The sequence below is a fragment of the Pseudonocardia sp. EC080619-01 genome, from assembly GCF_001420995.1.
Classification (GTDB): Bacteria; Actinomycetota; Actinomycetes; order Mycobacteriales; family Pseudonocardiaceae; genus Pseudonocardia.
Map to the genome: position 1 here is coordinate 294,453 of NZ_CP012184.1, position 24,244 is coordinate 318,696.

At 74.5% G+C, this 24,244-nt stretch carries 23 protein-coding genes and 1 tRNA gene; 7 read left to right on the top strand and 17 right to left on the bottom strand.

What is annotated here, in order from left to right; translation table 11 throughout:
• Nucleotides 1–79: 79 nt before the first annotated feature.
• From AD017_RS01340 to AD017_RS01365, 6 genes are all read right to left on the bottom strand, one after another.
• Nucleotides 80–1,405: an ABC transporter substrate-binding protein gene (locus tag AD017_RS01340; protein ID WP_033198553.1), complete on the bottom strand. Its 1,326-nt coding sequence runs from the start codon at nt 1,403–1,405 to the stop codon at nt 80–82.
• Nucleotides 1,406–1,760: 355 nt separating this feature from the next.
• Entirely contained in the window at nt 1,761–2,393 is a 633-nt protein-coding gene (locus AD017_RS01345; RefSeq protein ID WP_010223703.1) for an ANTAR domain-containing response regulator, read from the bottom strand.
• Between the two features lie 274 nt (nt 2,394–2,667).
• A tRNA-Leu gene (locus tag AD017_RS01350) sits at nt 2,668–2,741 on the bottom strand.
• A gap of 74 nt (nt 2,742–2,815) precedes the next feature.
• Nucleotides 2,816–3,517 (bottom strand): metallophosphoesterase, encoded by a 702-nt coding sequence (locus AD017_RS01355; protein ID WP_060572388.1) that lies wholly within the window; start codon nt 3,515–3,517, stop codon nt 2,816–2,818.
• Nucleotides 3,514–4,692 carry a class I SAM-dependent RNA methyltransferase gene (locus AD017_RS01360; protein WP_033198554.1) on the bottom strand — a complete coding sequence of 393 codons (1,179 nt, stop codon included), beginning with the start codon at nt 4,690–4,692 and terminating at the stop codon, nt 3,514–3,516. The genes AD017_RS01355 and AD017_RS01360 overlap by 4 nt, the downstream gene beginning before the upstream one ends.
• 32 nt (nt 4,693–4,724) lie before the next feature.
• Entirely contained in the window at nt 4,725–6,800 is a 2,076-nt protein-coding gene (locus AD017_RS01365; protein ID WP_010223697.1) for an APC family permease, read from the bottom strand.
• Between the two features lie 149 nt (nt 6,801–6,949).
• On the opposite strand from AD017_RS01365, the gene AD017_RS01370 reads away from it, so the two are divergent.
• Nucleotides 6,950–7,612, top strand: coding sequence for a TrkA family potassium uptake protein (locus tag AD017_RS01370; RefSeq protein WP_010223695.1), 663 nt, complete (start codon nt 6,950–6,952; stop codon nt 7,610–7,612).
• On the top strand, nt 7,612–8,271 hold the full coding sequence (locus AD017_RS01375) for a TrkA family potassium uptake protein (protein ID WP_029239113.1): 660 nt from the start codon (nt 7,612–7,614) through the stop codon (nt 8,269–8,271). Before AD017_RS01370 ends, AD017_RS01375 begins: the two co-directional genes overlap by 1 nt.
• Before the next feature lie 10 nt (nt 8,272–8,281).
• Here the strand turns inward: AD017_RS01375 and AD017_RS01380 are convergent, their stop codons facing one another.
• From AD017_RS01380 to dut, 4 genes are all read right to left on the bottom strand, one after another.
• A complete protein-coding gene (locus tag AD017_RS01380; RefSeq protein ID WP_060572389.1) occupies nt 8,282–8,980 on the bottom strand; it encodes a DUF3159 domain-containing protein in 699 nt (232 codons plus the stop codon).
• 16 nt (nt 8,981–8,996) lie between these two features.
• Nucleotides 8,997–9,374, bottom strand: coding sequence for an OB-fold nucleic acid binding domain-containing protein (locus AD017_RS01385; RefSeq protein ID WP_010223689.1), 378 nt, complete (start codon nt 9,372–9,374; stop codon nt 8,997–8,999).
• Nucleotides 9,375–9,612: 238 nt separating this feature from the next.
• A complete protein-coding gene (locus AD017_RS01390; RefSeq protein ID WP_060572391.1) occupies nt 9,613–12,819 on the bottom strand; it encodes a DUF3710 domain-containing protein in 3,207 nt (1,068 codons plus the stop codon).
• Nucleotides 12,819–13,334, bottom strand: coding sequence for a dUTP diphosphatase (gene dut, locus AD017_RS01395; protein ID WP_010223986.1), 516 nt, complete (start codon nt 13,332–13,334; stop codon nt 12,819–12,821). Before dut ends, AD017_RS01390 begins: the two co-directional genes overlap by 1 nt.
• 25 nt (nt 13,335–13,359) lie before the next feature.
• Here dut and AD017_RS01400 point away from each other — a divergent pair, with 25 nt between their 5' ends.
• Nucleotides 13,360–13,863 (top strand): DUF3093 domain-containing protein, encoded by a 504-nt coding sequence (locus tag AD017_RS01400; RefSeq protein WP_029239131.1) that lies wholly within the window; start codon nt 13,360–13,362, stop codon nt 13,861–13,863.
• A 73-nt stretch (nt 13,864–13,936) separates the two neighbouring features.
• Here AD017_RS01400 and AD017_RS01405 read toward each other — a convergent pair whose 3' ends face one another.
• Nucleotides 13,937–14,239: a DUF4193 domain-containing protein gene (locus AD017_RS01405; protein WP_010223990.1), complete on the bottom strand. Its 303-nt coding sequence runs from the start codon at nt 14,237–14,239 to the stop codon at nt 13,937–13,939.
• 317 nt (nt 14,240–14,556) lie between these two features.
• Here AD017_RS01405 and AD017_RS01410 point away from each other — a divergent pair, with 317 nt between their 5' ends.
• A complete protein-coding gene (locus tag AD017_RS01410) occupies nt 14,557–15,651 on the top strand; it encodes a phosphotransferase family protein (protein ID WP_010223991.1) in 1,095 nt (364 codons plus the stop codon).
• Nucleotides 15,651–16,286 carry an envelope integrity protein Cei gene (cei, locus tag AD017_RS01415; RefSeq protein WP_060572393.1) on the top strand — a complete coding sequence of 212 codons (636 nt, stop codon included), beginning with the start codon at nt 15,651–15,653 and terminating at the stop codon, nt 16,284–16,286. The genes AD017_RS01410 and cei overlap by 1 nt, the downstream gene beginning before the upstream one ends.
• Nucleotides 16,287–16,293: 7 nt before the next feature.
• On the opposite strand, the gene AD017_RS01420 is transcribed toward cei, so the two are convergent.
• Nucleotides 16,294–17,127, bottom strand: a complete 834-nt coding sequence (locus AD017_RS01420) for an inositol monophosphatase family protein (protein ID WP_060572395.1) — start codon at nt 17,125–17,127, stop codon at nt 16,294–16,296.
• Nucleotides 17,128–17,377: 250 nt separating this feature from the next.
• Here AD017_RS01420 and AD017_RS01425 point away from each other — a divergent pair, with 250 nt between their 5' ends.
• Nucleotides 17,378–18,787, top strand: a complete 1,410-nt coding sequence (locus tag AD017_RS01425; RefSeq protein WP_010223998.1) for an RNA polymerase sigma factor — start codon at nt 17,378–17,380, stop codon at nt 18,785–18,787.
• 165 nt (nt 18,788–18,952) lie between these two features.
• On the opposite strand, the gene AD017_RS01430 is transcribed toward AD017_RS01425, so the two are convergent.
• Genes AD017_RS01430 through AD017_RS01450 form a run of 5 tightly spaced genes read right to left on the bottom strand, consistent with a single transcriptional unit; the run spans nt 18,953 to nt 23,320 of the window.
• Nucleotides 18,953–19,921, bottom strand: coding sequence for a VWA domain-containing protein (locus AD017_RS01430; RefSeq protein WP_227012631.1), 969 nt, complete (start codon nt 19,919–19,921; stop codon nt 18,953–18,955).
• The gene (locus AD017_RS01435; protein ID WP_060572396.1) at nt 19,918–20,817 is read right to left on the bottom strand and encodes a MoxR family ATPase; all 900 of its coding nucleotides are present in this window, start codon (nt 20,815–20,817) and stop codon (nt 19,918–19,920) included. The genes AD017_RS01430 and AD017_RS01435 overlap by 4 nt, the downstream gene beginning before the upstream one ends.
• Nucleotides 20,814–21,626 (bottom strand): mycofactocin-coupled SDR family oxidoreductase, encoded by an 813-nt coding sequence (locus AD017_RS01440; RefSeq protein ID WP_010232311.1) that lies wholly within the window; start codon nt 21,624–21,626, stop codon nt 20,814–20,816. Before AD017_RS01440 ends, AD017_RS01435 begins: the two co-directional genes overlap by 4 nt.
• Before the next feature lie 13 nt (nt 21,627–21,639).
• Nucleotides 21,640–22,476 carry a mycofactocin-coupled SDR family oxidoreductase gene (locus AD017_RS01445; protein ID WP_010232312.1) on the bottom strand — a complete coding sequence of 279 codons (837 nt, stop codon included), beginning with the start codon at nt 22,474–22,476 and terminating at the stop codon, nt 21,640–21,642.
• Nucleotides 22,477–22,513: 37 nt separating this feature from the next.
• Nucleotides 22,514–23,320 carry an SDR family oxidoreductase gene (locus AD017_RS01450; protein ID WP_033199827.1) on the bottom strand — a complete coding sequence of 269 codons (807 nt, stop codon included), beginning with the start codon at nt 23,318–23,320 and terminating at the stop codon, nt 22,514–22,516.
• 149 nt (nt 23,321–23,469) lie between these two features.
• Here AD017_RS01450 and AD017_RS01455 point away from each other — a divergent pair, with 149 nt between their 5' ends.
• Nucleotides 23,470–24,189 (top strand): helix-turn-helix domain-containing protein, encoded by a 720-nt coding sequence (locus tag AD017_RS01455; RefSeq protein ID WP_060572398.1) that lies wholly within the window; start codon nt 23,470–23,472, stop codon nt 24,187–24,189.
• The last annotated feature ends 55 nt before the right edge of the window (nt 24,190–24,244 follow it).

Genomic DNA, 24,244 nt, shown 5'->3' on the forward strand with positions numbered 1-24,244 from the left:
ACCAGGTCGCCGGCCCGCGGACGCCCGAGGGGCGGACCGCCATGGCGGACCGCCCCTCGGGATCGTCGTGCGCGGTGCGTCAGCCCTGCGCGCCCACCTTGATGTAGGTGGTGTCGTCGCTGAGCTCGTTCTGCGGCGTGAAGGTCAGGACGCCGTAGGAACCGGAACCGGGCTCACCGGCGTCGGTGAAGTCCAGCGTGCCGGTGACGCCGTCGTAGTCGACGTCGCCGCCCCGGTCGAGGATCGCCTTGCAGGCCGCGAAGGTGGTGCACTTCTCGCCCTCCTTGGTGACCGCGTTGATCTGCGTCCCGATGTCGGCGCCGTTGGTGGACTTGGCCGCCTCCGCCGCCAGCGCGGAGACCACGACGGCGTCGTAGGACTCACCGGCGTAGTTGACGTCGGTCAGCGCCGGGTCCTCGGCACGCAGCCGCTGCTCGAAGTCTCCGGAGAGCTCGGTCAGCGGGGTGGTGCCCTTCATCCCGTTGAGCAGCCCGGGCGGAAGGCCCTCGCCGAGGGCGTTGCCCATGTTGCCGTCGGTCCCGTAGAGGCGCTTCTGTGCCGGGCCGATCTGCACCTCGTTCATGCGGGTGATGATCCGCTTCGACTCGTCGAAACCGATCACCGCGATCGAGTCCGGGTTGAACTGCGCGACCTGGTCGATCTCCGGGTTGAACGACGCCGCGTTCGGGTCGTAGATGATCTTCTGGATCTGGTCCTGCGGAATGCCGGCCGAGACCAGGTTCTGCTCGGTGTTGTCGGCGAGACCCGCACCGTACGGGTCGTTCCGGGCCATGATGCTCACCCGCTGGCCGCCGTCGGCGGTGATCAGCTGCGCGAGCGCCTGCGCCTGCAGGACGTCCGGCGGTGCGGTCCGGAAGTACAGCCCGCGGTCCTGCCAGCAGGTGAACTCGTCGGAGGTGTTCGCCGGCGAGAACTGCACCACCCCGGCGCCGGTGACCTTGTCGATGACCAGCTTGGACACACCGGACGCCGCAGCACCCACGATGACCTGCGAGCCGGCCGCGAGGTGCCGGTCGACGGTCTGGTTGGCGATGTCGGTGGTGTCGTCACCGGAGTCGCCGCGCAGGTGCTGGACCGGGTTGCCCAGGACACCGCCCGCGTCGTTGATCTCCTTCAGCGCCACCTCGACGCCCGCGAACTCCGGCGGGCCGAGGAAGGCGAGGCTGCCGGTCTCCGGCAGCAGGGAGCCGATCTTCAGCGGCGCGGTGCTGGGTGTCCCGGTCGCCTGGGCCTGCGGCGGGGTGCAGTCGGCACCGGCGGCGGACGGAGCCTCCGATCCACCTGCCTCTCCACCGGAGCCGGCGTCCCCACCACCGCCGCATCCGGCCAGAACCAGCGACGCCACCCCGGCCAGGGCGGCGACTCGCCACATTGATCGCGTCATACAAGTTCCCCTTCGAGCGCTCCCCCGCCGTCGACGTGGCGAGGGAGGATGGCGGAAAACTAGTACGCCCGCACCAGGAAATGGGGTCCGGTCACCGCTCGTGACACGAATGTGATGATTCGACGCACAGATGTCACGAACGGATCTTTCGATGTGTCGGCCGTGCGACGCGGGGTGACGATTTCGTTGCTCTGTGAACCGGACCACGTCCACGATCGAAGCCATTCCGGAACCGTCGGAACCGTAACGTTTCCACCCGTCCGAGCGATGCGCTCGCGCCCGTGTCACGACGCACGACGGCCCCGCCGCGCGGAGGGCGCGACGGGGCCGTCGGTGCGGGACCGGGGCCCGGGTGTCAGGAGGACTTGGCGGGTGCCAGCCCGTCGACGACGGCGTCGGCGACCGCCTTCATCGTCGTCCGCCGGTCCATGGCGGTCCGCTGGATCCAGCGGAAGGCCTCGGGCTCGGACATCTTCTGGTGCGTCATGAGCAGGCCCTTGGCCCGGTCGACGACCTTGCGGGTCTCGAAGCGCTCGTTGAGCGAGGCGACCTCGTCCTCGAGCGCCTTCTTCTCCGAGAACCGGGAGACCGCGAGCTCGATCGCCGGCACGAGCTCGTGCCGGGCGAACGGCTTGACCAGGTAGGCCATGGCGCCGGCGTCGCGGGCACGCTCGATGAGGTCGCGCTGGCTGAACGCGGTCAGCATGACGACCGGGGCGATCTTCTCCTCGACGATCACGGCCGCGGCCTCGATGCCGTCCTTCTTGGGCATCTTGACGTCCATGATCACCAGGTCCGGCTCCAGCTCGCGGGCCTGGGTGATGGCGGCCTCGCCGTCGCCGGCCTCGCCGGCGACCTGGTAGCCCTCCTCGGAGAGCATCTCGGCCAGGTCCATCCGGATCAGGGCCTCGTCCTCGACGACCAGCACCCGCCACCCGGGCTGCGGGCCGTCCTCGGCCGGCGTGTCTGCGGGAACGTTGTCGGTCACCGGGGATCTCCTCACGAACGAAACGGGAACTGCGACCGGAGACTTCAGGCTACCGGCGGTGCCGCCCACGACCGAACCACTTCGGCCTTTCGTGTGCGGAAACACCCTCCGTGGGGCGCGTTACCCGTCCGGCCGGAGAGGGCGCCCCCGCCCGGCATGGCGCGGGTCACGGTGCACATCACGGCGCACGTCACCGTGCGGGCCCGGGACGTGCGGCGACACGACGCCGGAACGGCCGCGGTGGCGGCGGATCCGCCCTGCGGCGGATGCGGTGTGCCCCTGGTGGGACTCGAACCCACACTGTATGCATTTTGAGTGCACTGGCTCTGCCGATTGGCCTACAGGGGCGTACTGCGATCAGCGCATTCAGCGCTTTTTCCACTCTAGCGGCCCCGGGGCCCGCCGCGGGACCCGGCCCGGGCTCACGGCCAGGCCAGGAACCGGGTGCGCGGCGGCCCGTCCCCCAGCACGTGGAGCGCTCCTCCGGGCACGGAGTCCGGCAGCAGGAACTCCTCCCCCGGCTCGCCGGGGAACCGGATCGCGGGTCCCACCGACGGCGCGACGACCAGCGGGTGCCCGCCGACGGTCGTCGCGACCGGCCGGTGCACGTGCCCGCACACCACCAGCGCGGGTTCCGTCCGCGCGGCCAGCACCGCCGCGAACGGCTCCGCGTCACGCAGCCGGATCCCGTCCATGAACGGGTGCCCGACCGGCACCGGCGGATGGTGCAGCGCCACCAGCAGCGGGGCCGGGTCCCGGGCGGTGTCGGCGAGCAGGTCGACCGCCCCGGCGGAGAGCGCGCCCTCCGGCGCGCCGGGCACCAGCGACTCGAGCAGCACGACGTTCACCCCGCCCGCGCGGTGCACCCGGTCGCCCACCGGCCCGAGGACGGTGCCCATCGCGTCACGGTCGTCGTGGTTGCCGGGCACCGGCAGCACCGCGACCCCGCCGAGGAGCTCCGCGGCCTCCGCGTACTCCGCGAGATCGCCGTGGTCGGCGACGTCGCCCGTGACGAGCAGGAGGTCCGCCCCGAGCGCGCGGGCACCGGCGACGGCGCGCACGGCCCGCTCCCGGTTGCCCGGCACCCCGAGGTGCAGGTCGGACAGCTGGACGACCGTGATCATCGGTCCGGCCGCTCCAGCAGCGCGACGGCCTCCATGTGGTGGGTCATCGGGAACGCGTCGAACGCCCGCAGCCCCGCCACCCGGTACCCGTGCTCCGCGAACAGCGCGAGGTCGCGGCCGAGCGCGGCGGGGTCGCAGGCGACGTGCACGACCCGGCGGGGCCCGCGGGTGGCCAGCGCCCGGACCGCGGCACGGCCCAGCCCGGTCCGCGGCGGGTCGGTGACGACGACGTCCGGGTCCGGCCGGAGCCGTGCGATCTCGCGCTCCGCGCGTCCCCGCACGAACGACACCTGCGGCAGGTCGGCCAGCGCCGCCGCACCGTCGGCCACCGCCGACGGCGACGACTCCACCACCAGCACCGTCCCGTCCGGGCCGACCTGGCGGGCGAGCACCGACCCGAGCAGCCCGACGCCGCCGTAGAGGTCCCAGGCCACTCCCCCGCGCGGCGCGCCCGCCCACTCGTCCACCAGCGTGGCGAGGGTGTCCGCGAGCGCCGGGTGCACCTGCCAGAACGTGCCCGCGGACAGCTCCCAGGTCCGGCCCGCGGCGTGCGCGGTCGCCCCGGAGCCGACCCGCGCGGCACCGTCGTCGCCGACGGTCACGTCCACCTCGGACTCCGGGCGGAACCGCTGCTCCAGGACCGGGCCGAGCGCGCCGTCCGGGACCAGCGGGCAGTCGGCGATCTCGCAGACGTCGTGGCTGCGGTGCGCGCGCAGGCCCGGGACACCGGCGTCGTCGACGGCGAGCCGCACCCGGGTGCGCCAGCCCAGCGCACCGCCCGGCAGCTCCTCGACGACGACCTCGTCGAACGGGAGGAGCGACAGCGGGGCCGCCGCACCGGCGAGCCGGGCCAGCTGCTCGCGGAGCACCGCCGTCTTCAGGTCCCGCTGCGCGCCGGGCGTCGCGTGCTGGAAGTCGCAGCCACCGCACCCGCCGGGGCCCGCCCACACGCAGCCCGGTTCGACCCGGTCCGGGGAGGCCTCCAGGACGGCGACGGCGTCGGCGCGGCAGAAGGCCCCGCCCGGGTCCTCCGTCACGACCGCGCGCACCCGCTCGCCGGGCAGCGCGTGCCGCACGAAGACGACCCGGCCGTCGGTGGCCGGGAGACCGTCCTCACCGGCACGGGCGACGCAGTGGCCGCCGTGCGCCACCGGCCCGACGGTCACCTCGAGCATCCGGTCGGTCCAGTCCGTCGCCGGAGCGGAGCTCACGTGTCCCCCTTCGTACCGCGGGTCGCCCCCGCGGTGCTCGTCCCCGTCGCCGGCGGGCCGTCGCGGCGCTCGCCGGGGAGCTGTTCCAGCCCCGGGTAGCCGCGCCGGGAGGCTCCCGGCGCGTCCAGCGGCGAGAGCGCCCGGGTCCGCGACGACGACGGCAGCTGCCACGGCACGCTCGTCACCATCACCCCCGGCTGGAACAGCAGCCGCGTCTTGAGCCGCAGCGCACTCTGGTTGTGCAGGACCTGCTCCCACCAGTGCCCGACGACGTACTCCGGGATGTAGACGGTCACGACGTTGCGCGGGGAGTCGGAGCGGATCCGCTTCACGTAGTCCAGCACGGGCCGGGTGATCTCCCGGTACGGGGACTCCACCACCTTCAGCGGGACCGGGAGCCTCCGCTTGTGCCACTGCTCGACGAGCTTCTTGGTGTCGGAGTCGTCGACGTTGACCGTGACCGCCTCGAGGATGTCCGGCCGGGTGGCGCGGGCGTAGGCGAGCGCGCGGAGGGTCGGCTTGTGCAGCGTCGACACCAGCACGACGGCGTGGTTGCGCGAGGGCAGGACGTCGTCGTCCTCGTCGGCGACGAGCGCGGCGGCGACCCGGTCGTAGTGCAGCTGGATCGCGCGCATCAGCACGAAGAACGCACCCATCGCGACGATCGCGATCCAGGCGCCGAGCGCGAACTTAGTGATCAGCACGGTGATCAGCACGACACCGGTCATGCAGGCCCCGAACCCGTTGATCGCCTGGCTGCGGCGGATCCGGCGCCGCTCGCGGACCCCCGGGCCGAGCTCCAGCTCCCGGTTCCAGTGCCGGACCATCCCGGCCTGGGACAGCGTGAAGGACACGAAGACGCCGACCGTGTAGAGCGGGATCAGCTTCGTGACCTCGGCCTGGAAACCGATCACCAGCAGGATCGCGAACAGCGCCAGCAGCACGATCCCGTTCGAGAACGCGAGCCGGTCGCCGCGGGTGTGCAGCTGGCGGGGCAGGTAGCGGTCCTGGGAGAGGATCGACCCGAGCACCGGGAAGCCGTTGAACGCGGTGTTCGCCGCCAGCACCAGGATCAGCGCCGTCATGACGATCACGAAGAAGTAGCCGGGCGGGAAGTTGTCGAACACCGCGTCCGCGAGCTGCGCGACCATCGTCTGCTGCTGGTAGCCGGGCGGTGCGTCCGGGAACTGGCGGGCCGGGTCCTCGGCGATCTGCACGTGGGTCAGCTGGGCCAGCGCGATCAGGCCCATGAACAGCGTGACCGACATCCCGCCGAGCAGCAGCAGGGTCGTCGCGGCGTTCCGGGACTTCGGCTTGCGGAACGCCGGCACCCCGTTGGAGATCGCCTCGACACCGGTCAGCGCGGCCGCGCCCTGGGTGAAGGACCGCAGCACCAGCAGCACCAGCGCGAGGCCGGTGAAGGTGTCGCCCTCGGCGACGAGATCGAGGTCGGCGCTGGCGGCGCGGACGTCGTCGCCGAGGATCAGGATCCGGGTCAGGCCCCAGACGATCATCGTGCCGACGCCCAGCACGAAGGCGTACACCGGGATCGCGAACGCGGTACCGGACTCCCGGATGCCCCGCAGGTTGATCGCCGTGAGCACGGCGATCGCCGACACCGCGAACAGCACCTTGTGCTCGGCGACGAACGGCACCAGCGCGCCGATGTTCGCGGCCGCAGCGGAGATCGAGACCGCGACGGTGAGCGTGTAGTCGACGAGCAGGGCGCTCGCGACGGTGAGCCCGGCGTTCTTGCCGAGATTGACGGTCGCGACCTCGTAGTCGCCGCCGCCGGACGGGTAGGCGTGGACGTTCTGCCGGTAGCTCGCGACGACCGTCAGCAGGACGACGACGACCGCGAGCCCGATCCACGGCGACATCACGTAGGAGGCGACCCCGGCGACCGACAGCGTCAGGAAGATCTCCTCGGGCGCGTAGGCGACGGACGACATCGCGTCCGAGGCGAACACCGGGAGTGCGACCCGCTTCGGGAGGAGCGTGCTGGTCAGGCGGTCGCTGCGCTGCGGTCGTCCGACCACGAGCCGCTTGAGAGCGACGGCGAGCTTGGACACGGTGCGCAGCCTAGGCCCCCGCGTTCCGGGCGACGCGATAGCGTGCGCGATCAGGCGCACCGGCGTCGCACGTGGTGTGCGGCGCGCTCGGTGCACCGGGAACGAATCGTACATCCCGGGCCCCCGCCCGCCGGAAGGACCACTCCACCATGCACGTCGTGATCATGGGATGCGGCCGGGTGGGCGCGTCCCTGGCCTCGGGCCTGGAGCGGCTCGGCCACGAGGTCGCGGTGATCGACCGCGACCCGCAGGCGTTCCGCAGGCTCGGGCCGGACTTCCGGGGACGCCAGGTGGTCGGCTTCGGCTTCCACCGCAGCGTCCTCGACGAGGCCGGCCTGGAGTCGGCCGACGCGTTCGCCGCCGTCTCCTCGGGGGACAACTCGAACATCATCGCCGCCCGGGTGGCCCGGGAGAGCTACGGCGTCGACAAGGTCGTCGCCCGGATCTACGACGCCAAGCGGGCCGCGGTCTACGAGCGGCTCGGGATCCCCACGGTCGCGACGGTGCCGTGGACGACCGACCGGCTGCTGCGGATGCTGCTGCCCGACGGCGTCGCGACCGCGTGGCGGGAGCCGACCGGCACCGTCGCGGTGCTGCCGCTCCCGCTGCACGAGGAGTGGGTCGGGCACCCGATCGCGGAGCTGGAGCGGGCGACGGGATCGCGGGTGGCGTTCGTCGTCCGGTTCGGGACCGGCGTGCTGCCGACGAAGGACACCACCGTGCAGGCCGAGGACACCGTGTACGTCGCGGCGATCTCCGGCACGGTCAGCGACGTGACGGCGGCCGCCTCGGCGCCGCCGGAGGAGGAGTGATGCGGGTCGCGATCGCGGGTGCGGGCGCCGTCGGGCGGTCCATCGCGCTGGAGCTGGTGGAGTCCGCGCACCGGGTGATGCTGATCGAGCGCGAGCTCGGCCAGATCGACCCGAACGCCGTCCCGGACGCCGAGTGGGTGCACGCCGACGCCTGCGAGCTCGCGTCGCTGGAGGATGCCGGCATCGAGGGCTGCGACGTCGTCATCGCCGCCACCGGCGACGACAAGGTCAACCTCGTGGTGTCGTTGCTCGCGAAGACCGAGTTCGGGGTGCGCCGGGTGGTGGCGCGGGTGAACGACCCGCGCAACGAGTGGCTGTTCGGCGAGAACTGGGGCGTCGACGTCGCGGTGTCCACCCCACGGCTGCTGGCGGCGCTGGTCGAGGAGGCCGTCGCCGTCGGAGACCTGGTGCGGCTGCTCACGCTGCGGCAGGGCCAGGCGAACCTGGTCGAGGTGACGCTGCCCGACGACACCCCGCTCGCCGGGCGTCCGGTGCGGGCGGTGACCCTGCCCCCGGACTCGGCGCTGGTGACGATCCTGCGCGGCGGACGGGTGATCGTCCCGCAGCCGGACGACGCGCTGGAGCCGGGCGACGAGCTGCTGTTCGTCGCGACGGCGGCGGTCGAGGAGGAGATCCGCGAGGCGCTGGCGCGGCCGTGAGCCGCATCCCTCAGGTCGCGGTGCGGGGCACCCGGCGGACGATGAGGACGGTCGCGAGGATCGCCACCGCCGTCAGCGGGTAGCCCATCGCCAGGCGGGCGACGCCCAGCCAGGTCTCGGAGTCGGCGAGGTAGAGCCCGCCCTGGACGACGACCTTCGCCAGGAACGTCACCGCCCACACGCCGGTGGCCCAGCCGTAGGCGCGGACGAGTCGCGGGTCCTCCCGCCACTCGGTGCCGTGCCCGTTGATGCCGTGCCAGATGGCGCCCGCCAGCGGCCACCGCACCACGATCGACACGAGCGCGACGACGCCGAGGAACCCGCTGTAGAGCAGGCCCGGCAGGTAGAAACCGCGGGCCTCCCCCGTCTGGTTCGCCACCAGCGCACAGATCCCGACGCCGATCAGCCCGGAGATCGCGGGCATCACCGGGTCCCGGCGGACCAGGCGCCACAGCAGGACGAGCACGCCCGCACCGATCGCGGCGAACACGGCGGTCCGCAGCTCGGTGACGATGTTCGCCACGACGAAGACGATCACCGGGACCGTCGACGCGACGATGCCCGGCACGCCGCCCATCTGCTCCATCAGCGTCGGCGCCCGCTCGGGGGCCCCGCCGGGGACCGGGGCCCCGATGGGGCCGGTCCGTTCCTGCGGGGACTCCTCGATCCGCGGGAGCCGGGTGGTGGGGGCGTCGTGGTGGTCGCTCAAGCCTGTCCGATCGGGTCTACTGCGCCTGGCAGATCTCGTAGTACGGGTTGTAGAGCACCTTCCGCCCGTCGCGGACGGAGATCCGCCCGCGGACGCGCATGGTGCGACCGGCCTCGATCCCGGGGATGCGACGCCGGCCCATCCAGACCAGTGTGACGCCCTCGGTGCCGTCGAACAGCTCGGCCTTGAGCGTGGCGTCGGCGCTCTGGGGGCAGAGCTCCACGCTGCGGATCCGGCCGAGCATCGTCACCTCCTCGCCGCAGGCGCAGTCGCGGGCCGGTCGTGCGCCGGTCTCCTCGACGTCCTCGGCGAGATCGCGTGCGTCGAGCTCGTCGACGTCGCTGGTGAGTTTGCGGAGCATCCGGCGGAACGCCCCGCCATCCGTGCTGCCCATGTCTCTCCTCGGCCCGCGCGGCCCCGGACCCTCCGGTGTCCCGCACTCGTGTGGCGACCCGACAGGGTGTCGTGTTATCTCGACGTCAGGGTAACGCGCGGACGCCGCGGTTTGTGCCCTCACCAGCGGATCGGCCCGTGCGCCGGGCCACGCCGACCGGTCTCCCGGACGCGCCCGGTGGTCGGGGCCGGCGGCACCGCGGGCGTTCCGCGGCCGGTGCGCGGATCGCCCCGCGGTGTCAGTCCCGCCGGTGCCGTCCGAGATCGCGGGGATCGGTCCCGGCGGCGCGCCGACCGGCCGGCCAGCGGCCGGTCAGACCGGTCCCACCGGCGGCACGGCCCGGGTCGCCGGGCAGGTCGCCGGTGCCGTCGCCGGCCGCGGCACGCCGGCCGGGCTCGGCGTCGTCCGGACCGTCCGCGTGGTCCGCGTCGTCGCCGTGCCGGTCCCGTCCGTTGCGGCGCCCGGCGGCGGCGCGGCTCGCCCGGTAGTCGGCGAGACCGGTGACGCCGGTCCCGTCGTCGTCCGGTGCGCCCGACGCGCTGCGCAGGAGGTCCTGCAGCGCGCTGCGGGCCTCGTCGGCCGAGGTGGGGCCGCCCTCCAGGTAGCCCCGGCCGGGCACCCCGTCGGCGACCGACGGCGACCGGAACAGGTCGTCGTCCCCCGCGGGCCACGAGGACCCGGCCGGTCCGGCGGGCTCGGCAAGGGCGGCGGGCTCGGCGTGGGCGGCCGAGGCCGACGGCCGGCCGGTGTCTCCGGCGTCAGCGCGTCGATGGCCGCCGTGACCGTCGAGTCCGGACGACGCGAGCAGGTCCGCGACCGAGGTGCCCCGGCCGCCGCCGTGCCGCCCGGCCCGCCTGCTCGCAGCGATCTCCGAGGACAGCCAGTCGTCCGCGGTGCCGGAGCCGGTGCCGGCCCCGGGGACGGTGTCGGCGGGCGCGCCGCGGCGGCGCGTCCGGCGGGGCAACGGTTCGGCCGCCGACCGCGGCTGCGGCTCGGGCACCGGTTCCGGCAGCGGCTCGGGCTCGGGCTCGCGGTCGAGCGTCGCCTCCATCAGCGGTATGTCCGAGAGCGGGATGTCCTCGATCGCCGACGACAGCCGCTCCGCCGTGGAACGGCCGGGGCCGGCGGCCGGGGACCCGGTGTCGCGGGCGGCCAGCAGGTCGGCGGCGTCGACGCGGTCCGCGGCGTCCCGGTCGGCGGACCGGCGCCGCCGGGCGGGGGCCGGGGCCGGGACGTCACCGTCGCCGGACGCGGAGCGCTCCTCCCGGCGGGTACGACGGGCCGGACGCCGGGTCTCCGCCGTGCGGTCGCCGGTGGCGGGCCCGGCACCCAGGGCCGGATCGGCCTCGGTACCGGCCAGCAGGTCGGCGACCGACAGCGTGGTGACCGCCGGGTCACGCCGGACCGGCGGTTCCGGCGCGGGCGCGCGCTCCGGCTCGGCGGCCGGGAGCGGGGTGCGCGCGTCGAGCGGGTCGGGGACGCCGGCCGCCGGACGCGCGTACGCACCGGTGCCGGCGGGTCCGGCCAGGTCGGCCGCGGGGCGGCGGACCGGCTCGTCGGCCGCTGGGCGGCGGACCGGCTCGTCGGCGGCCGGGCGGCGGACCGGCTCGTCGGCCTCCGGGCGGACCCCGGGTGCCGGGCCGCGCCGGGTCGCCCCGGTGGAGCGGTCCGGCCGGTCCGGACGGCCGCGGCGGCGGCCGGCGCGGCCCGCGGGGGCCTCCGCGTCGGCGGCCGGGGTGAGCGGGGCGATCGCGGTGCGCTCGCCGGGCTCCTCACGCGGGACCGGGCGGGACAGCGCGGTCCGCTCGGCCTCGGCCGGGGCGGGACCGGCCGCCGCGGCGGGGCGGCGCGGCACCTGCGGCAGCGCCCGGGTGGCGGGATCGGCATCGGCGGGACGGCGGGCCGGGGCACTCGGCGCCGGGCCGGCAGCGGGGGCACGGCGGACCGGCTCGTCGGCGGCCGGGCGCGGGGTCGCGCCGGTCGTGGCCGCCGGGGTCGCGCCGGTGGTGGGCAGCGGCGTCGCACCGCTCGCGGGTGCCCTCGTGGACCCGGTCTCCCCGGCCGGGCGCGGCACCGACACGGTGATGCTCGGCTTCTGCGGTGCGACGTCGGGCTGCGCCTCGCGCAGGTGCTCGGGCAGCTCCAGCGGCAGCACCGTCCGCGGCGGGTACGGCGACTTCCCGCGGACGACGATGATCCCCCGCAGGACCCGGCGCAGCTCGACGTCGAGCGCCTCGACGGTCTCCAGCGACGCGGTCGCGACGCCGTAGACCATCCAGCGCGGACCGTCGCAGCCGACGAACACCGACGCCGCGTTCTCGGTGCGGGCGTGCAGCTCACGGCCCCAGTCACCGCGGGCGTTGCGGACGCGGGCGCCGCCCTTGCGCAGCGACTGCTCGATCTCGGCGGACAGGTCCGGCCACAGACCCGACGAGCGGGGCGCGGCCAGCGCGCTCACCGCGATCCGGCCCTCGGGCAGGAGGAGGTGGACGGCCTGCGGGCGCTCGGCGCCGGCGGGTTCCAGCTTCAGCTCGGCGCCGTAGGGCACCGGCACGTGGACGGCTCCGAGATCGACGCGGGCGAGCGCGTCGGTCATCGACGGGTCGAGCTCCTCGACGTCGGCCGGGCCCAGCGGGCGGCCGCCGCTGCCCGGCGGCGGGACGGACAGCGGCGCGTCGCCGACGCCGTACTCGTCCTCGTCGTAGGGGTCGGAGTCGTCGGGGTCGTCGTCCCCCGCCTCGTCGTACTCGTACTCGTCGGCGGCGGGACGGCCGGGACGGCCCCAGTCCGGGGCGTCGGGGTCGCCACCGTCGAAGCCCTGCGGGGTCCGGTCCCGGGCGTAGGCCGGCTCCTCGGACTCGCCGCGGTGGCTCAGCAGCGGGGGCTCGTCGTCGTCCCACCGGCCGTCCGGGGCGACCCGGTCGTCGCGGTCGTCGCGGTCGTCCGGCCGGTCCGGACCGGGGACGGGGGTGCGGCCGGTCCCGCCGCGGACGGCGCGGACCGCCGTCGTCGCCGCGGTCGCACCCGGGTCGCCGCCCACGCGACCGGCACCGGTGCGCGGGCCGGCGCCGTTCGCCGCCCGCCCGTTCGTCGCCCGCCCGTTCGCCGCACCGCCGCGGCCGGACCCGTTCCGTCCGGCTCCGTCCCGGGGTGCGTCCGGGTGCCCGGAACCGTTGCGGCCTGCGCCGTTGCGCCCGGCGGCACCCGGCGCGCCGTCGCCACGGGCCGCGCCGTTCGCGGGCCGGCCCGGCGGGACCGGCCCGCCGCCGGCGCCCCGTCCGTCGCGGCGGGCGTCGAACTCGGCGTAGTGCTCGTCGTACTCGTCGTAGGACTCGATGTCGGAGTCGCCGTAGCCCGGATACCCGGGATAGGCCCCGGTGCCGGAGTCCTCGACACCGTGCTCGGGACGGATGTCGAACATCTTGCCGCGCGCGCGTCCGGGCATCAGTGGCTGCCTCCCCCGTGCCCGAGCGCGGCGTTCCCGCCGGTCGAGCCGTGTCCCGCGGTTCCGCGCTCGGACCCGGGCAGTTCTGTGACCTCGACGAACCGGGCCGTCTCGACCCGCTGCACGACCAGCTGCGCGATCCGGTCGCCGCGGCTCAGCCGGACCGGCTCGGCCGGGTCCAGGTTCACCAGGCACACCTTGATCTCGCCGCGGTAGCCCGCGTCGACGGTGCCGGGCGCGTTCACGATCGAGAGCCCGCAGCGGGCCGCGAGGCCCGACCGGGGGTGCACGAACCCGGCGTGGCCCGCCGGCAGGGCGATCGCGACGCCGGTACCGACCAGCGCGCGCTCGCCGGGGGCGAGTTCGAGGTCGGACGTCGTCACGAGATCGGCACCGGCGTCACCGGGCCGCGCGTAGGCGGGCAGCGGGACGCCGGGGTCGAGCCTGGTCAGCAGCACGTCGACGGACGGTGCGACCAGCGGCTCGTCCGGGGGAGCGGGGGCGGAACCGGGCACGGCGGGCGACGCTACCCTGGAACACGTGAGCGATCGGGTTCCGGAGCCGGACTCTGCGACGTCCGGCCCCACTGCGTTCGACGAGCGGTTGTCCGTCCCGGTGTGGTGGTACCTCCTGGCCGTCGGTCTCGGCGTCCTGCTGGGCGCCCAGATCCACATGGGGTACCCGGGGCTGCGGTCCTGGATCGGCTACGCCGTGATGATCCCGCTGTGCGTCGGGACGCTGTGGTGGATGGGCCGCAGCCGCACCACGGTGCGGCCCGGTGTGCTGGTGTCGAACGGCCGCGAGCTGCCGCTGGCCGTGGCCGGGGTGACCGACACCGTGGCCAGGCGGGACAAGCAGCAGGCGATGGGGCCGGACCTCGATCCGCGCGCCTACGTGCTGCACCGCGCCTGGGTCGGCCCGCTGGTCCGGGTGGAGGTCACCGACCCCTCGTCGGACGAGCCGTACTGGGTGCTGAGCACCCGCCGTCCCGACGCGCTGCGCGCGGCCATCGCGGCGCAGGCGCCGCACCCGCAGGTGCCCTGAGCCGTCCCGCACGACAGGACGGGCCCGGCGGATTCCGCCGGGCCCGTCCTGGTGGTGCTGGTCGTGCGCCGTGTCAGGCCGCGCAGTCGCGGCAGAGGAACTGCCCGCCGGAGGTGCTCGCCAGCCGGCTCCGGTGGTGCACCAGGAAGCAGCTGGCACAGGTGAACTCGTCCGCCTGCTTCGGCAGGACGTTCACCGTCAGCTCCTCGCCGGACAGGTCGGCACCCGGGAGCTCGTAGCTCTCCGCGGTGTCGGTCTCCTCGACGTCGACGACCGCGGACTGCGCCTCGTTGCGGCGCTGCTTGAGCTCGTCGAGCGAGTCCTCGGCCATCTCATCGGCCTCGTTGCGACGCGGGGCGTCGTAGTCGGTCGCCATGGGTCTCACCCTTGCCATTCACGTCTGTGCTGTTCAGGTCGCCGCTGAACAGCAGGTCCTTCGCATCTGTCGGTCGTCGCGTGCCGCAGGGGAACGACGCGGCGACCGGGTTTGTGCCCGGTGCGGTAGTGACGCCGGTCTCACTCCGCCTGCGGTTCGGCGGTGATCGATTCGCTTCCGTCCCGGAGGGACCGGTCCGCCACCGGCGGCGGGGAGGGTAACCCAGGGTCCGGCTGGTCGCGCAGGGAGTCCCCCCGGGTGACCCCCGGGGTGTCACGCCACGGCTCCGGCGGCCACGCGCACTAGGGTCGGTCGGCGTGACGACGAGCGCCCGCACGCCCACCCCCGGCGCCGATCCCACGGCGGTCGGACGCTGGCTCGCGACGGTCCTGGACGACGAGCGGTGGGCGGACTCCGAGCTGGCCCCGATCGGCGCGGGCCGGTCGAACCTGACCTACCGGGTGTCCTCCCCCGCCGGCGCGGTCGTGCTGCGCCGACCGCCGGTCGGGACGGTCGCGGCGACCGCCCACGACATGGGCCGGGAGCAGCGGGTGATCGCGGCGCTCGCCCCGACCGCGGTGCCGGTGCCCGCCGTTCTCGCCACCCACGACGGCGGCGACGGCGGCCCGGTCGACGCGCCCTGTTTCGTGATGGAGCTCGTCGACGGCGTCGTCCCGCTCGACGAGCTGCCCGAGGGCTGGGCGGCGACCGGGGCCGGGCGCCGGGCGGCCGGGGAGGCACTCGTCGACGTCCTGGCGGAGCTGCACGCCGTCGACCCGGCCACGGTCGGGCTCGAGGGCTTCGGCCGTCCCGACGGGTTCATGGAGCGCCAGATCCGCCGCTGGAGCACCCAGTGGGCGACGGCCCGCGACGGCGACGACCCGGTCCCGGTCTCCGCCGAGGTCGAGAGCGAACTCACCCGGCTCGCCGGGCGACTCGGCGAGGACGTCCCGGCCGCCCAGCGGCACACGATCGTGCACGGCGACTACCGGCTCGACAACTGCGTGTTCGACGCCGGCGACCCGGGCCGGATCCTGGCCGTCCTGGACTGGGAGATGTCGACCCTCGGCGATCCGCTCGCCGATCTGGGCCTGCTGCTCGTCTACTGGCAGCAGGACGGCGACGACGCGGTCTGGTCGAGCGCGCAGCCGCTGCCCTCCCCCACCGCGCTCCCCGGCTTCCCCCGGCGCGACGAGCTGGTCCGGGCCTACGCCGCCCGCACCGGCCTCGACGTCACCCCGCTGCCCTGGTACGTCGCGTTCGGCGCGTTCAAGCTGGCCGTGGTCCTCGCCGGGATCCTCGCCCGGGTCCGGGCGGGCTCGGTCCCCGCGGACATGGCGGAGGGCCTCGACGGCTCGGTCGGCCCGCTCGTCGCGCTCGGCCACCACGTGCTCGACGGAGGCTCCTTCTGATGCGGCTGCCGCTCTCCCGTTCCGCCCGGCCCTACGAGCGCCGGAGGCGCCGGCCGATCGCGATCACCTCCGCGGTGCTGGCCGCCGCCCTGGTGGTGACCTGGACCGTCGTGCTGAGCACCGCGTCCGAGGGGCCGTCGTCGACGAACTGCTCCGCCCCCGCCTCCGGGTCGCTGCCGGGCAGCGAGATCACCCGCACCGAGCTGGACGGCGTCGGCGCGGCGGCGCCGCGCGACGCGCGCTTCCAGGTGCTCAACGCGGGCGGTCAGCGCGGGCAGGCGAACCTGGTGTCCGCCCAGCTGCGGGACCTGGAGTTCGGCGAGGCGAGCTCCCCGGGCAACGACCCGGCGTTCCCGGACGGCGACCTGGGCTGCATCGGGCAGCTGCGGTTCGGGCCCGACGGCGAGGCCGCGGCCGCCGCGCTGACGCTGGCCCTGCCGTGCGTGGAGCTGATCCGGGACGACCGGCGGGGCCCGGTGGTCGACGTCGTCGTCGGGACGGCGTTCACCGACGTCGCACCGGGCCGGGGTGCCCGGGACGCGCTGGACCAGCTGGCGTCGCCGGGCAACGAGGGCGGCGCCCGTGCCGACCCGACACTGATGGCCCAGGCCCGCGAGTCGGCCTGCGCGAGCTGAGCCGGGGTCAGACCCCGGCGGCGCCGCTGCGGCGGGCGAGACCGGCCAGCTCGCGGGCGATGCCCGGTGCGGCGGCGAGCGACACGTCGTCGCCCAGCCCGTCGCCGTCGGCGCCGAGGTCGCGCACCCCGGGCGGGACGGTGATGTGCACCAGCGCGCCCGCCTCACGGGCGATGAGCGCTCCGGCGGCCCAGTCCCACCAGTTGCTGCCGTGCTCCACGTAGCCGTCCAGCCAGCCGGCGGCGACGGCGCACAGGTCCAGCGCGGCGGCACCGGCGCGGCGGACGTCCCGCACCTCGGGCAGCATCGCCGCGACCATCCGGGCCTGCCGGGCCCGGCGCTCCGCGCGGTAGGCGAACCCGGTCCCGACCAGCGACTGCCCGAGCTCGGTGGTCCCCGCGACGGCGAGCGGGCGGCCGTCACAGGTCGCGCCGAGGCCCCGCCCGGCCGACCACAGCCGTCCCGCCGCGGGTTCGGCGACCGCGCCCGCGACCGACTCGCCGTCGGCGACGGCGGCGATCGAGATGGCGTACCAGGGCAGGCCGTAGAGGTAGTTCACGGTGCCGTCGATGGGGTCGACGACCCAGCGGGCGGTCGCCGCGTCGCCCGCGCCCTCCTCGCCGTAGACCGGGTCGCCCGGCCGCAGCGCGGCGAGCCGGTCCCGGACGAACTTCTCCACCGACGCGTCCGACTCGGTCACGACGTCGGTCGGCGAGGACTTGGTCGACACTCCCCCGTCCCGCGGCGCGGGCAGGGTGCGCAGGTGCTCTGCGGCCTCGGCGGCGACCTGCTCGGCCACGGCGCGCAGGGTGGCGGGATCGCTGGTCTCGTGCGGCGTCACGGCTCCATCCGACCACGTTCGCGGGCCCTCGGACGCGCGGGGCGGCGTGAGGTGCGCCCCGTCCCGCGGTGCGCAGTTACAATGGAACGCAGACCCCACCTCCGGGACGCGCGGCGACCTTCGACCGACGCCGGCGACCGAGGTGGTGCCAGGACAGAATTCCGGGGCGGTCCGTGGCCTCGTCTCCCCCGACGAGTGCGCCGCGACCGGCCCGAGTAACGACTCCAGCGCACGTAGCGAGAGGGCCCAGGTGGCAGCCGCAGACTCCGCAGCACGCACCGACTCGACCATCGAGCCGACGTCGGGCACCGCACCCCGCAGCCGCCGCACCTCCGCGGCCGGCACGACCGGGGCGGCGACCGCCAAGAAGCCGGCCGCACGCACCCGCAAGCCGGGCACCGCGACGAAGGCCGCACCCGGCACCGGCCCGAAGAAGCCGGCCGCCAAGAAGGCCTCCACGAAGAAGGCCGACGGCGAGGACGCCGAACTCGAGGACGGCGACGTCGAGATCGAGGACGGCGAGCTCGAGGAAGCCGACATCGAGGCCGACATCGCCGAGGCGGCCCAGGAGGTCGACGCCGAGGACGCGTCCGACGACGACGAGGACGACGACACCAACACCGGCAAGAACCGGGTCGCCCCGACCACCCGGTCGTCGCAGCAGAAGTCGGCCGACTTCGTCTGGGACGAGGAGGAGTCCGAGGCGCTGCGGCAGGCCCGCAAGGACGCCGAGCTCACCGCCTCCGCCGACTCGGTCCGCGCCTACCTCAAGCAGATCGGCAAGGTGGCGCTGCTCAACGCCGAGGAGGAGGTCGAGCTCGCCAAGCGGATCGAGGCCGGCCTCTACGGCGCGGAGCGCATCCGCAAGCTCTTCGAGTCGAACGACAAGCTCTCCCCGCAGATGCGGCGCGACCTGCGCTGGATCGTCCGCGACGGCGAGCGCGCGAAGAACCACCTGCTGGAGGCGAACCTCCGGCTCGTGGTGTCGCTGGCCAAGCGCTACACCGGCCGTGGGATGGCGTTCCTGGACCTGATCCAGGAGGGCAACCTGGGCCTGATCCGCGCGGTCGAGAAGTTCGACTACACCAAGGGCTACAAGTTCTCGACGTACGCGACGTGGTGGATCCGGCAGGCCATCACCCGCGCGATGGCCGACCAGGCCCGCACCATCCGTATCCCGGTGCACATGGTCGAGGTCATCAACAAGCTCGGCCGTATACAGCGTGAGCTGCTCCAGGACCTCGGGCGCGAGCCCACTCCCGAGGAGCTCGCCAAGGAGATGGACATCACCCCGGAGAAGGTGCTGGAGATCCAGCAGTACGCCCGGGAGCCCATCTCGCTGGACCAGACCATCGGTGACGAGGGCGACTCGCAGCTCGGTGACTTCATCGAGGACTCCGAGGCGGTCGTCGCGGTCGACGCGGTGTCCTTCACGCTGCTGCAGGACCAGCTCCAGTCGGTGCTGGCGACGCTGTCCGAGCGCGAGGCGGGCGTCGTCCGGCTGCGGTTCGGGCTGACCGACGGCCAGCCGCGCACCCTCGACGAGATCGGCCAGGTCTACGGCGTGACCCGCGAGCGGATCCGCCAGATCGAGTCGAAGACGATGTCGAAGCTGCGGCACCCGAGCCGTTCCCAGGTCCTGCGCGACTACCTGGACTGACACGTCCCGCCGACAGGCCCCGCCGGTGTCCACCGGCGGGGCCTGTCGCGTTCCCGGCCCCGTCGCGGCAACGGTCGGCCGACGACGCTCACCGGTTGCGGCGACGCTCAGGCGATCGCGTGAGCGTGGCCGGGTCCGGTGAGCGTCCGGGTCGCCTGTCGGACCTCAGCTCCGCAGGAGCCGGTTCAGTGCGGGGGCCACGTCACGGTGTGTGCGGACCGTGGCCAGCCGTCCGCCCCCGAGCCGTGCGACGTCCCGCCCGAGCGCGGCGTCGTGCTCGCCGTCGGTCTCCAGCAGCACGTGCAGCTCCCCGAACCGCCGCGCGACGGTGCGCGGATCCGGCCCGGCGTTGTGCACGACGTCGCTGAGCAGCACCGCGACCCGGCGCCGCTCCCGGGCCCCGGCGAGCTCGGAGTGGGCGACGGACAGCCCGAACCCGACGTCGGTCAGCCCGCGGGCGGGAATCCGCACGAGCCGGTCGAGCAGTACCCCCGGTGTCGCGGGTTCGTCGAGCGGGGACAGCACGGCGGCGTCGGACCAGAACGCGACGAGTGCGAGCCGGTCCCCCGTCGCCCCGGCGTCGCCGGACAGCGCCGCGACCGTCGCGGCGGCGATCCGCACCTTCTCCCCGCGCATCGACCCGGAGACGTCGACGACCAGCGTGATCGCCCGCGGGGAGCCGGTCCGTTCCCGGACGACGATGTCGGTGTCCTCGGGCACCGGGCGCTCGGTGAGCACCTCCACGGTGCGGTCGAGGTCGATGTCGTCGGACCGGTAGCGGTAGGGCTGCGGCGCGGGCGCCCCGCGTCCACGGGCCGCGCGCGGGTCCCGGGGCCGCCGCAGGGCCAGGCGCCGGGCGATCCGGCGGGCCATCGCCGTCACCTCCCGGTCGGGTGGCCGGTCCTCCAGCAGCTCGGACAGGGTCCGGGCCCGGGCGGTGCGGGACGTGGTGAGCGATCCCTGTCCGCCGGTCTCGCCGTCGCCGGGGTCGCCGCGGTCCCCGTCCACCCGCTCGACGACGACCGGTGCGCCCGGCCCGGTGCGGAACAGCTCCGGCGCGGCGGTGAGCTGCTTCGGCCTGCGGCGCAGCGGCGCGAGGGCCCGCGACCGCTCGTCGGCCGCGGGCAGGGTCACGGCACCGTCGACGTCCAGGACGTGGGGACCCGGCGCCGCACGCCGGGGCCGGAGAAAAAATGGTCCTCCCAGATCCGGGTGATCACCTCCTCCGGGGTGGTGTCGACGGCGTCGTCCACCGCGATCCGCGCGGACAGCGCCAGCAGGGCGGCGTCCAGCACGAGCCGGGAACGGTCCCCGTCATGGCTCCCGAGCCGCTGCAGCTCGACCGCGATCGCGGTCAGGTCGATCGCGCCGCGCACGCTCGACCCGCGGCGCAGGTCCGGGTGCGAGCGGGTCGCCCGGGTGAGGGCGACGGCGTCGGTGACGAGCCCGTCGTCGGTGACCCCGGTGCGGGCGCGCACGATCTCGGTCTCCTCGGCGGCGTCCTGGTAGCCGACGACGAGACGGCACCAGCGGTCGTAGACCGAGTCGGAGATCCGGGCGGTGCCGACGTCGTCGAACGGGTTCATCGAGGCCAGCACCCGGAAGGTCGGCAGCGCGGTGACCGTCCCCACCCGGGGCACCGTCAGCTCCCGCTCGGCCATGGCCGCGAGGAGCACGTTCAGGGTGTCCTCGGGGGCCCGGTTGAGCTCCTCGATGTACAGGAACCCGCCGTCCTGCATGGCGCCCACGAGCGGCCCCGGCACGAAGTTGTCGACCGCGTAGTCCTCGCGGAGCACCCGCGCCGGGTTGTGGTGCCCGACCAGCCGGGCCGGGGTGAGCTCGGCGTTGCCCTCCACGAGGACGAACGGGACGCCCCAGTGCGCGGTGATCGCGCGCAGCATCGTCGACTTCGACACGCCGGGCGGGCCCTCCAGCATCACGTCCCGGCCGGCGGACACCGCCGCGAGCACGAGATCGAGCTCACGGCGGCGTCCGACCACGGCGCGGGCGATCGCGTCCCGCGCACTCACTTCTGCAGGAACCCCGCGTCGACCGGCAGCATCGTCCCGGTGACGTAGCGGCCCTCGTCCGAGGCGAGGTAGACGACCGCGTTCGAGATGTCGACCGGCTCGACCATCTCCACCGGCAGCATGTTCTGCAGGTTCTCGCCGAACGAGGGGTCCCCGGAGATGATCCCGCCGATGTAGTCGTTGGTGACCATCGGCGTGTTCACGCCGGTCGGATGGATGGTGTTGACCCGGATCGAGTGCGGCGCCAGCTCGGTCGCCAGGTTGCGCATGAGCCCCACGACGCCGTGCTTGGCGGCGACGTAGTGACCGGTGCGGCTCATGCCCTTCACCCCCGCCGTCGAGCTGGTGAGCACGATCGCCCCGCCGTTGCCCGCGGCGATCATCGCCGGGACCGCGGCGCGGACCGTCTTCCACACCCCGGTGAGGTTGACGCCGATCATCTCGTCCCACTCGTCGTCGGTGAGCGACCACGTGTTGTCGGCGAACCCGGCGATGCCGGCGTTGCCGCACACGATGTCGAGCCGGCCGAACTCCGCCACCCCGGCGTCGACGACGGCCTGCACCGCGGCGGTGTCCCGCACGTCGGCCTCCCGGGCGACGATCCGCCGGTCCAGCTCCTCGACCAGCTTCACGGTCTCGTCGAGGTCCTCGCGGCGCGACAGCGGGTAGTGCACGGTGTCGAGCGGGTGGCAGACGTCGAAGGCGATGACGTCGGCACCCTCCTCCGCCAGCCGCACCGCGTGCGACCGGCCCTGTCCGCGCGCGGCCCCCGAGACCAGCGCGACCTTTCCCTCCAGGCGTCCGGGCATCGTCGTTCCCCTCTCAGGCAGCGTTGTTCGCGTTCATGCCCGCCGCGACCGCGACGGACTCACCGGTGACGTAGCGCGCCTCCTCGGAGGCCAGGAACAGCATCGTGTTCGAGATGTCGACCGGCTCGACCCACGGGATCGGGACGTGGTTCAGCGACTGGAACGCCGGGGCCGCGTCGTCCCGGGTGGGGTTCGCCGTGCCGGGCAGGAACAGCTCGTACGCGGCCGAGTTCTGGATCATGTCGGTGTCCACGCCGGTCGGGCAGACCGCGTTGACCGTGACGCCGTTGCCCGCGACCTCGATCGCGGTCGACTTGACCAGCCCGATCACGCCCCACTTGGCCGCGACGTAGTGGGCGATGTTGGCCTGGCCCATCTTCCCGGCCATCGACGACGTCGCGACGATCCGCCCGTACCCCTGATCGATCATGGTGGGCAGCACGGCCCGGAACGCGTGGAAGACGCCCGTGAGGTTGACCGCGATCATCTCCTGCCACATGTCCTCGGACATCTCGGCGACCGTGCCGAAGGAGAAGATCCCCGCGTTGGCCAGCAGCACGTCGATCCGGCCGAGCTCGGCGCGGGTCCGGTCGGCGACGTCCTGGACCTGGTCGCGGTCCCGGACGTCGGCCCGCACGGCGACGCACCGGCGGTCGAGCTCCTCGACGAGCTTCACCGTCTCGTCGAGGTCCGCCTGGCGCGACGTCGGGTACGGGACCGTGCCGAGCTGTTCGGAGATGTCGCAGAACGCGATGTCCGCGCCCTCCCGGGCGAAGGCCAGGGCGTGCGAGCGCCCCTGCCCCCGGGCTCCCCCGGTGATCAGAACGACCTTGCCGTCGAACCGTCCCATCGCTCCTCCTCGAGCGTCGGTGGATGTCGGTGTCCGTTCAGCGGGCGAGCGCTCCCCCGTCGACCGCCAGGCAGTGCCCGGTGACGCGCCGTGCGTCGTCGCCGAGCAGCCACATCAGTGCGCCGGTGATCTCGCCGATGCTCAGCACCTCGGCGAGCAGCTGGTCGTGCAGCCAGCGCTTGTGCACCTCGTCGGGTGCGAGGCCGAGCTCGTCGGCGAGACCGGCCAGCATCGGCGAGTCGACGGCGCCCGGCAGGATCGCGTTGACCGTGACGCCTGCCGGGGCGAGCTCGACCGCCATCGCCCTGGTCAGCCCGACGACGCCGTGCTTGGCCGCCACGTAGTGCGCGAACTCCGGCACCGCGCGCACCCCTCCGGTGGAGGCGATGTTGACGATCCGGCCCCGTGGCGAGCGGCGGACGTGCGCGGCCGCGGCCCGCGCGACCCGCCACGTCCCGGTGAGGCCGATGTCGACGACGGCGTCCCACTCGGCGTCGGTGATCTCCCAGAACGGTGCGCTGGTGACGACGGCCGCGTTGTTGACGACGATGTCCAGCCGCCCGAACTCCGCGACGAGGGTCTCCACCGCCGCGCCGACCCGGGCGCTGTCGCGCACGTCGGCGACCAGGGGCACGGCCCGGCCACCCGCGGCGGTGACCGCCGCGACGACCTCCCGGAGCTCGTCCTCGGTGGCGAGTGGGTAGGCCGGGACGTCCAGGTCACGGCAGACGTCCAGCACGCCGACCGCGGCACCGGCGGCGGCCAGCGCCAGGCAGTGCCCGCGCCCCTGCCCCCTCGCACCGCCGGTCACCAGCGCGACCTGACCGGTCAGATCGGGTGCCATCGCCGCCACCCCCGAAACATGCGGAACCGTCCGGATCCGTACGGATCCGCGAGCCGTCCCCGTCGACAGACCCGGTATGTGAGGTGTAGCACCGGTGGGGGAATCCGGACGAATCGTTCCCGGACGGTTCCGGTGGGATGGGGGCTCGCATGCAGTCGGACCGCTGGTTCTCGGTGAGTGAGGCCTGCCGGATCCTCGGGATCAGCCGCACGACGTTGCTCGCCGCCGAGAGCGCGGCCGTCATCACGCCGTCGCGCACGCCCGGCGGGCACCGCCGCTACTCGGCCGGGCAGCTGGAGCGCTACCTGGGGGCCGGTGTCCCGTTGCGACCGGACCCGGGTCCCCGCCCGGCCGGGCGGGCCGCCACCGCCGTGGACGCGACCTTCACCGCCGTCGTCCGGGACGCGGTGCGCCCGCTGGCCCGCTCGCTCGACGCGGAGTGCGCGGGGTTCTACCTCCACGACGACGGCCGGTGGCAGCTCGCGGGCACCGCAGGCGTTCCCCGCTGGCTCGCCGAGCGCCTGGCCTCCTCGGCACCGCCCGCGCCCGTGACGGAGGCCCTGCAGTCCGGTGGGCCCCGGCTGTTCGACCCCCGGGTGACCGGGTTCCCCGACGCCCGGTCACCCGGGCACGGTGTCGCCGTCCGGGTCCGCGCCCCCGACCGCGTGCACGGTGCCCTGTTCCTCGTGACGCGCCCCGGCCGCGCCCCGCTGCCCGGCGAGCTGCAGGTCGTCGGGGCGGTCGCCGACCTGCTCGGTGTGCTCGTCGAGCAGCTGGTGCAGAACGCGGACCTGCGTGGACGGCTGCGTGACATCGCTGCGCTCTGCCCGGACCGAAAACCGGCGGAAACCGTCGGGGGTCCCGGCTAGCGTCGATCTCCGGACCGGCGCCGGAGATCCCGTACCGCGGTCCGTCTCCGGGGGT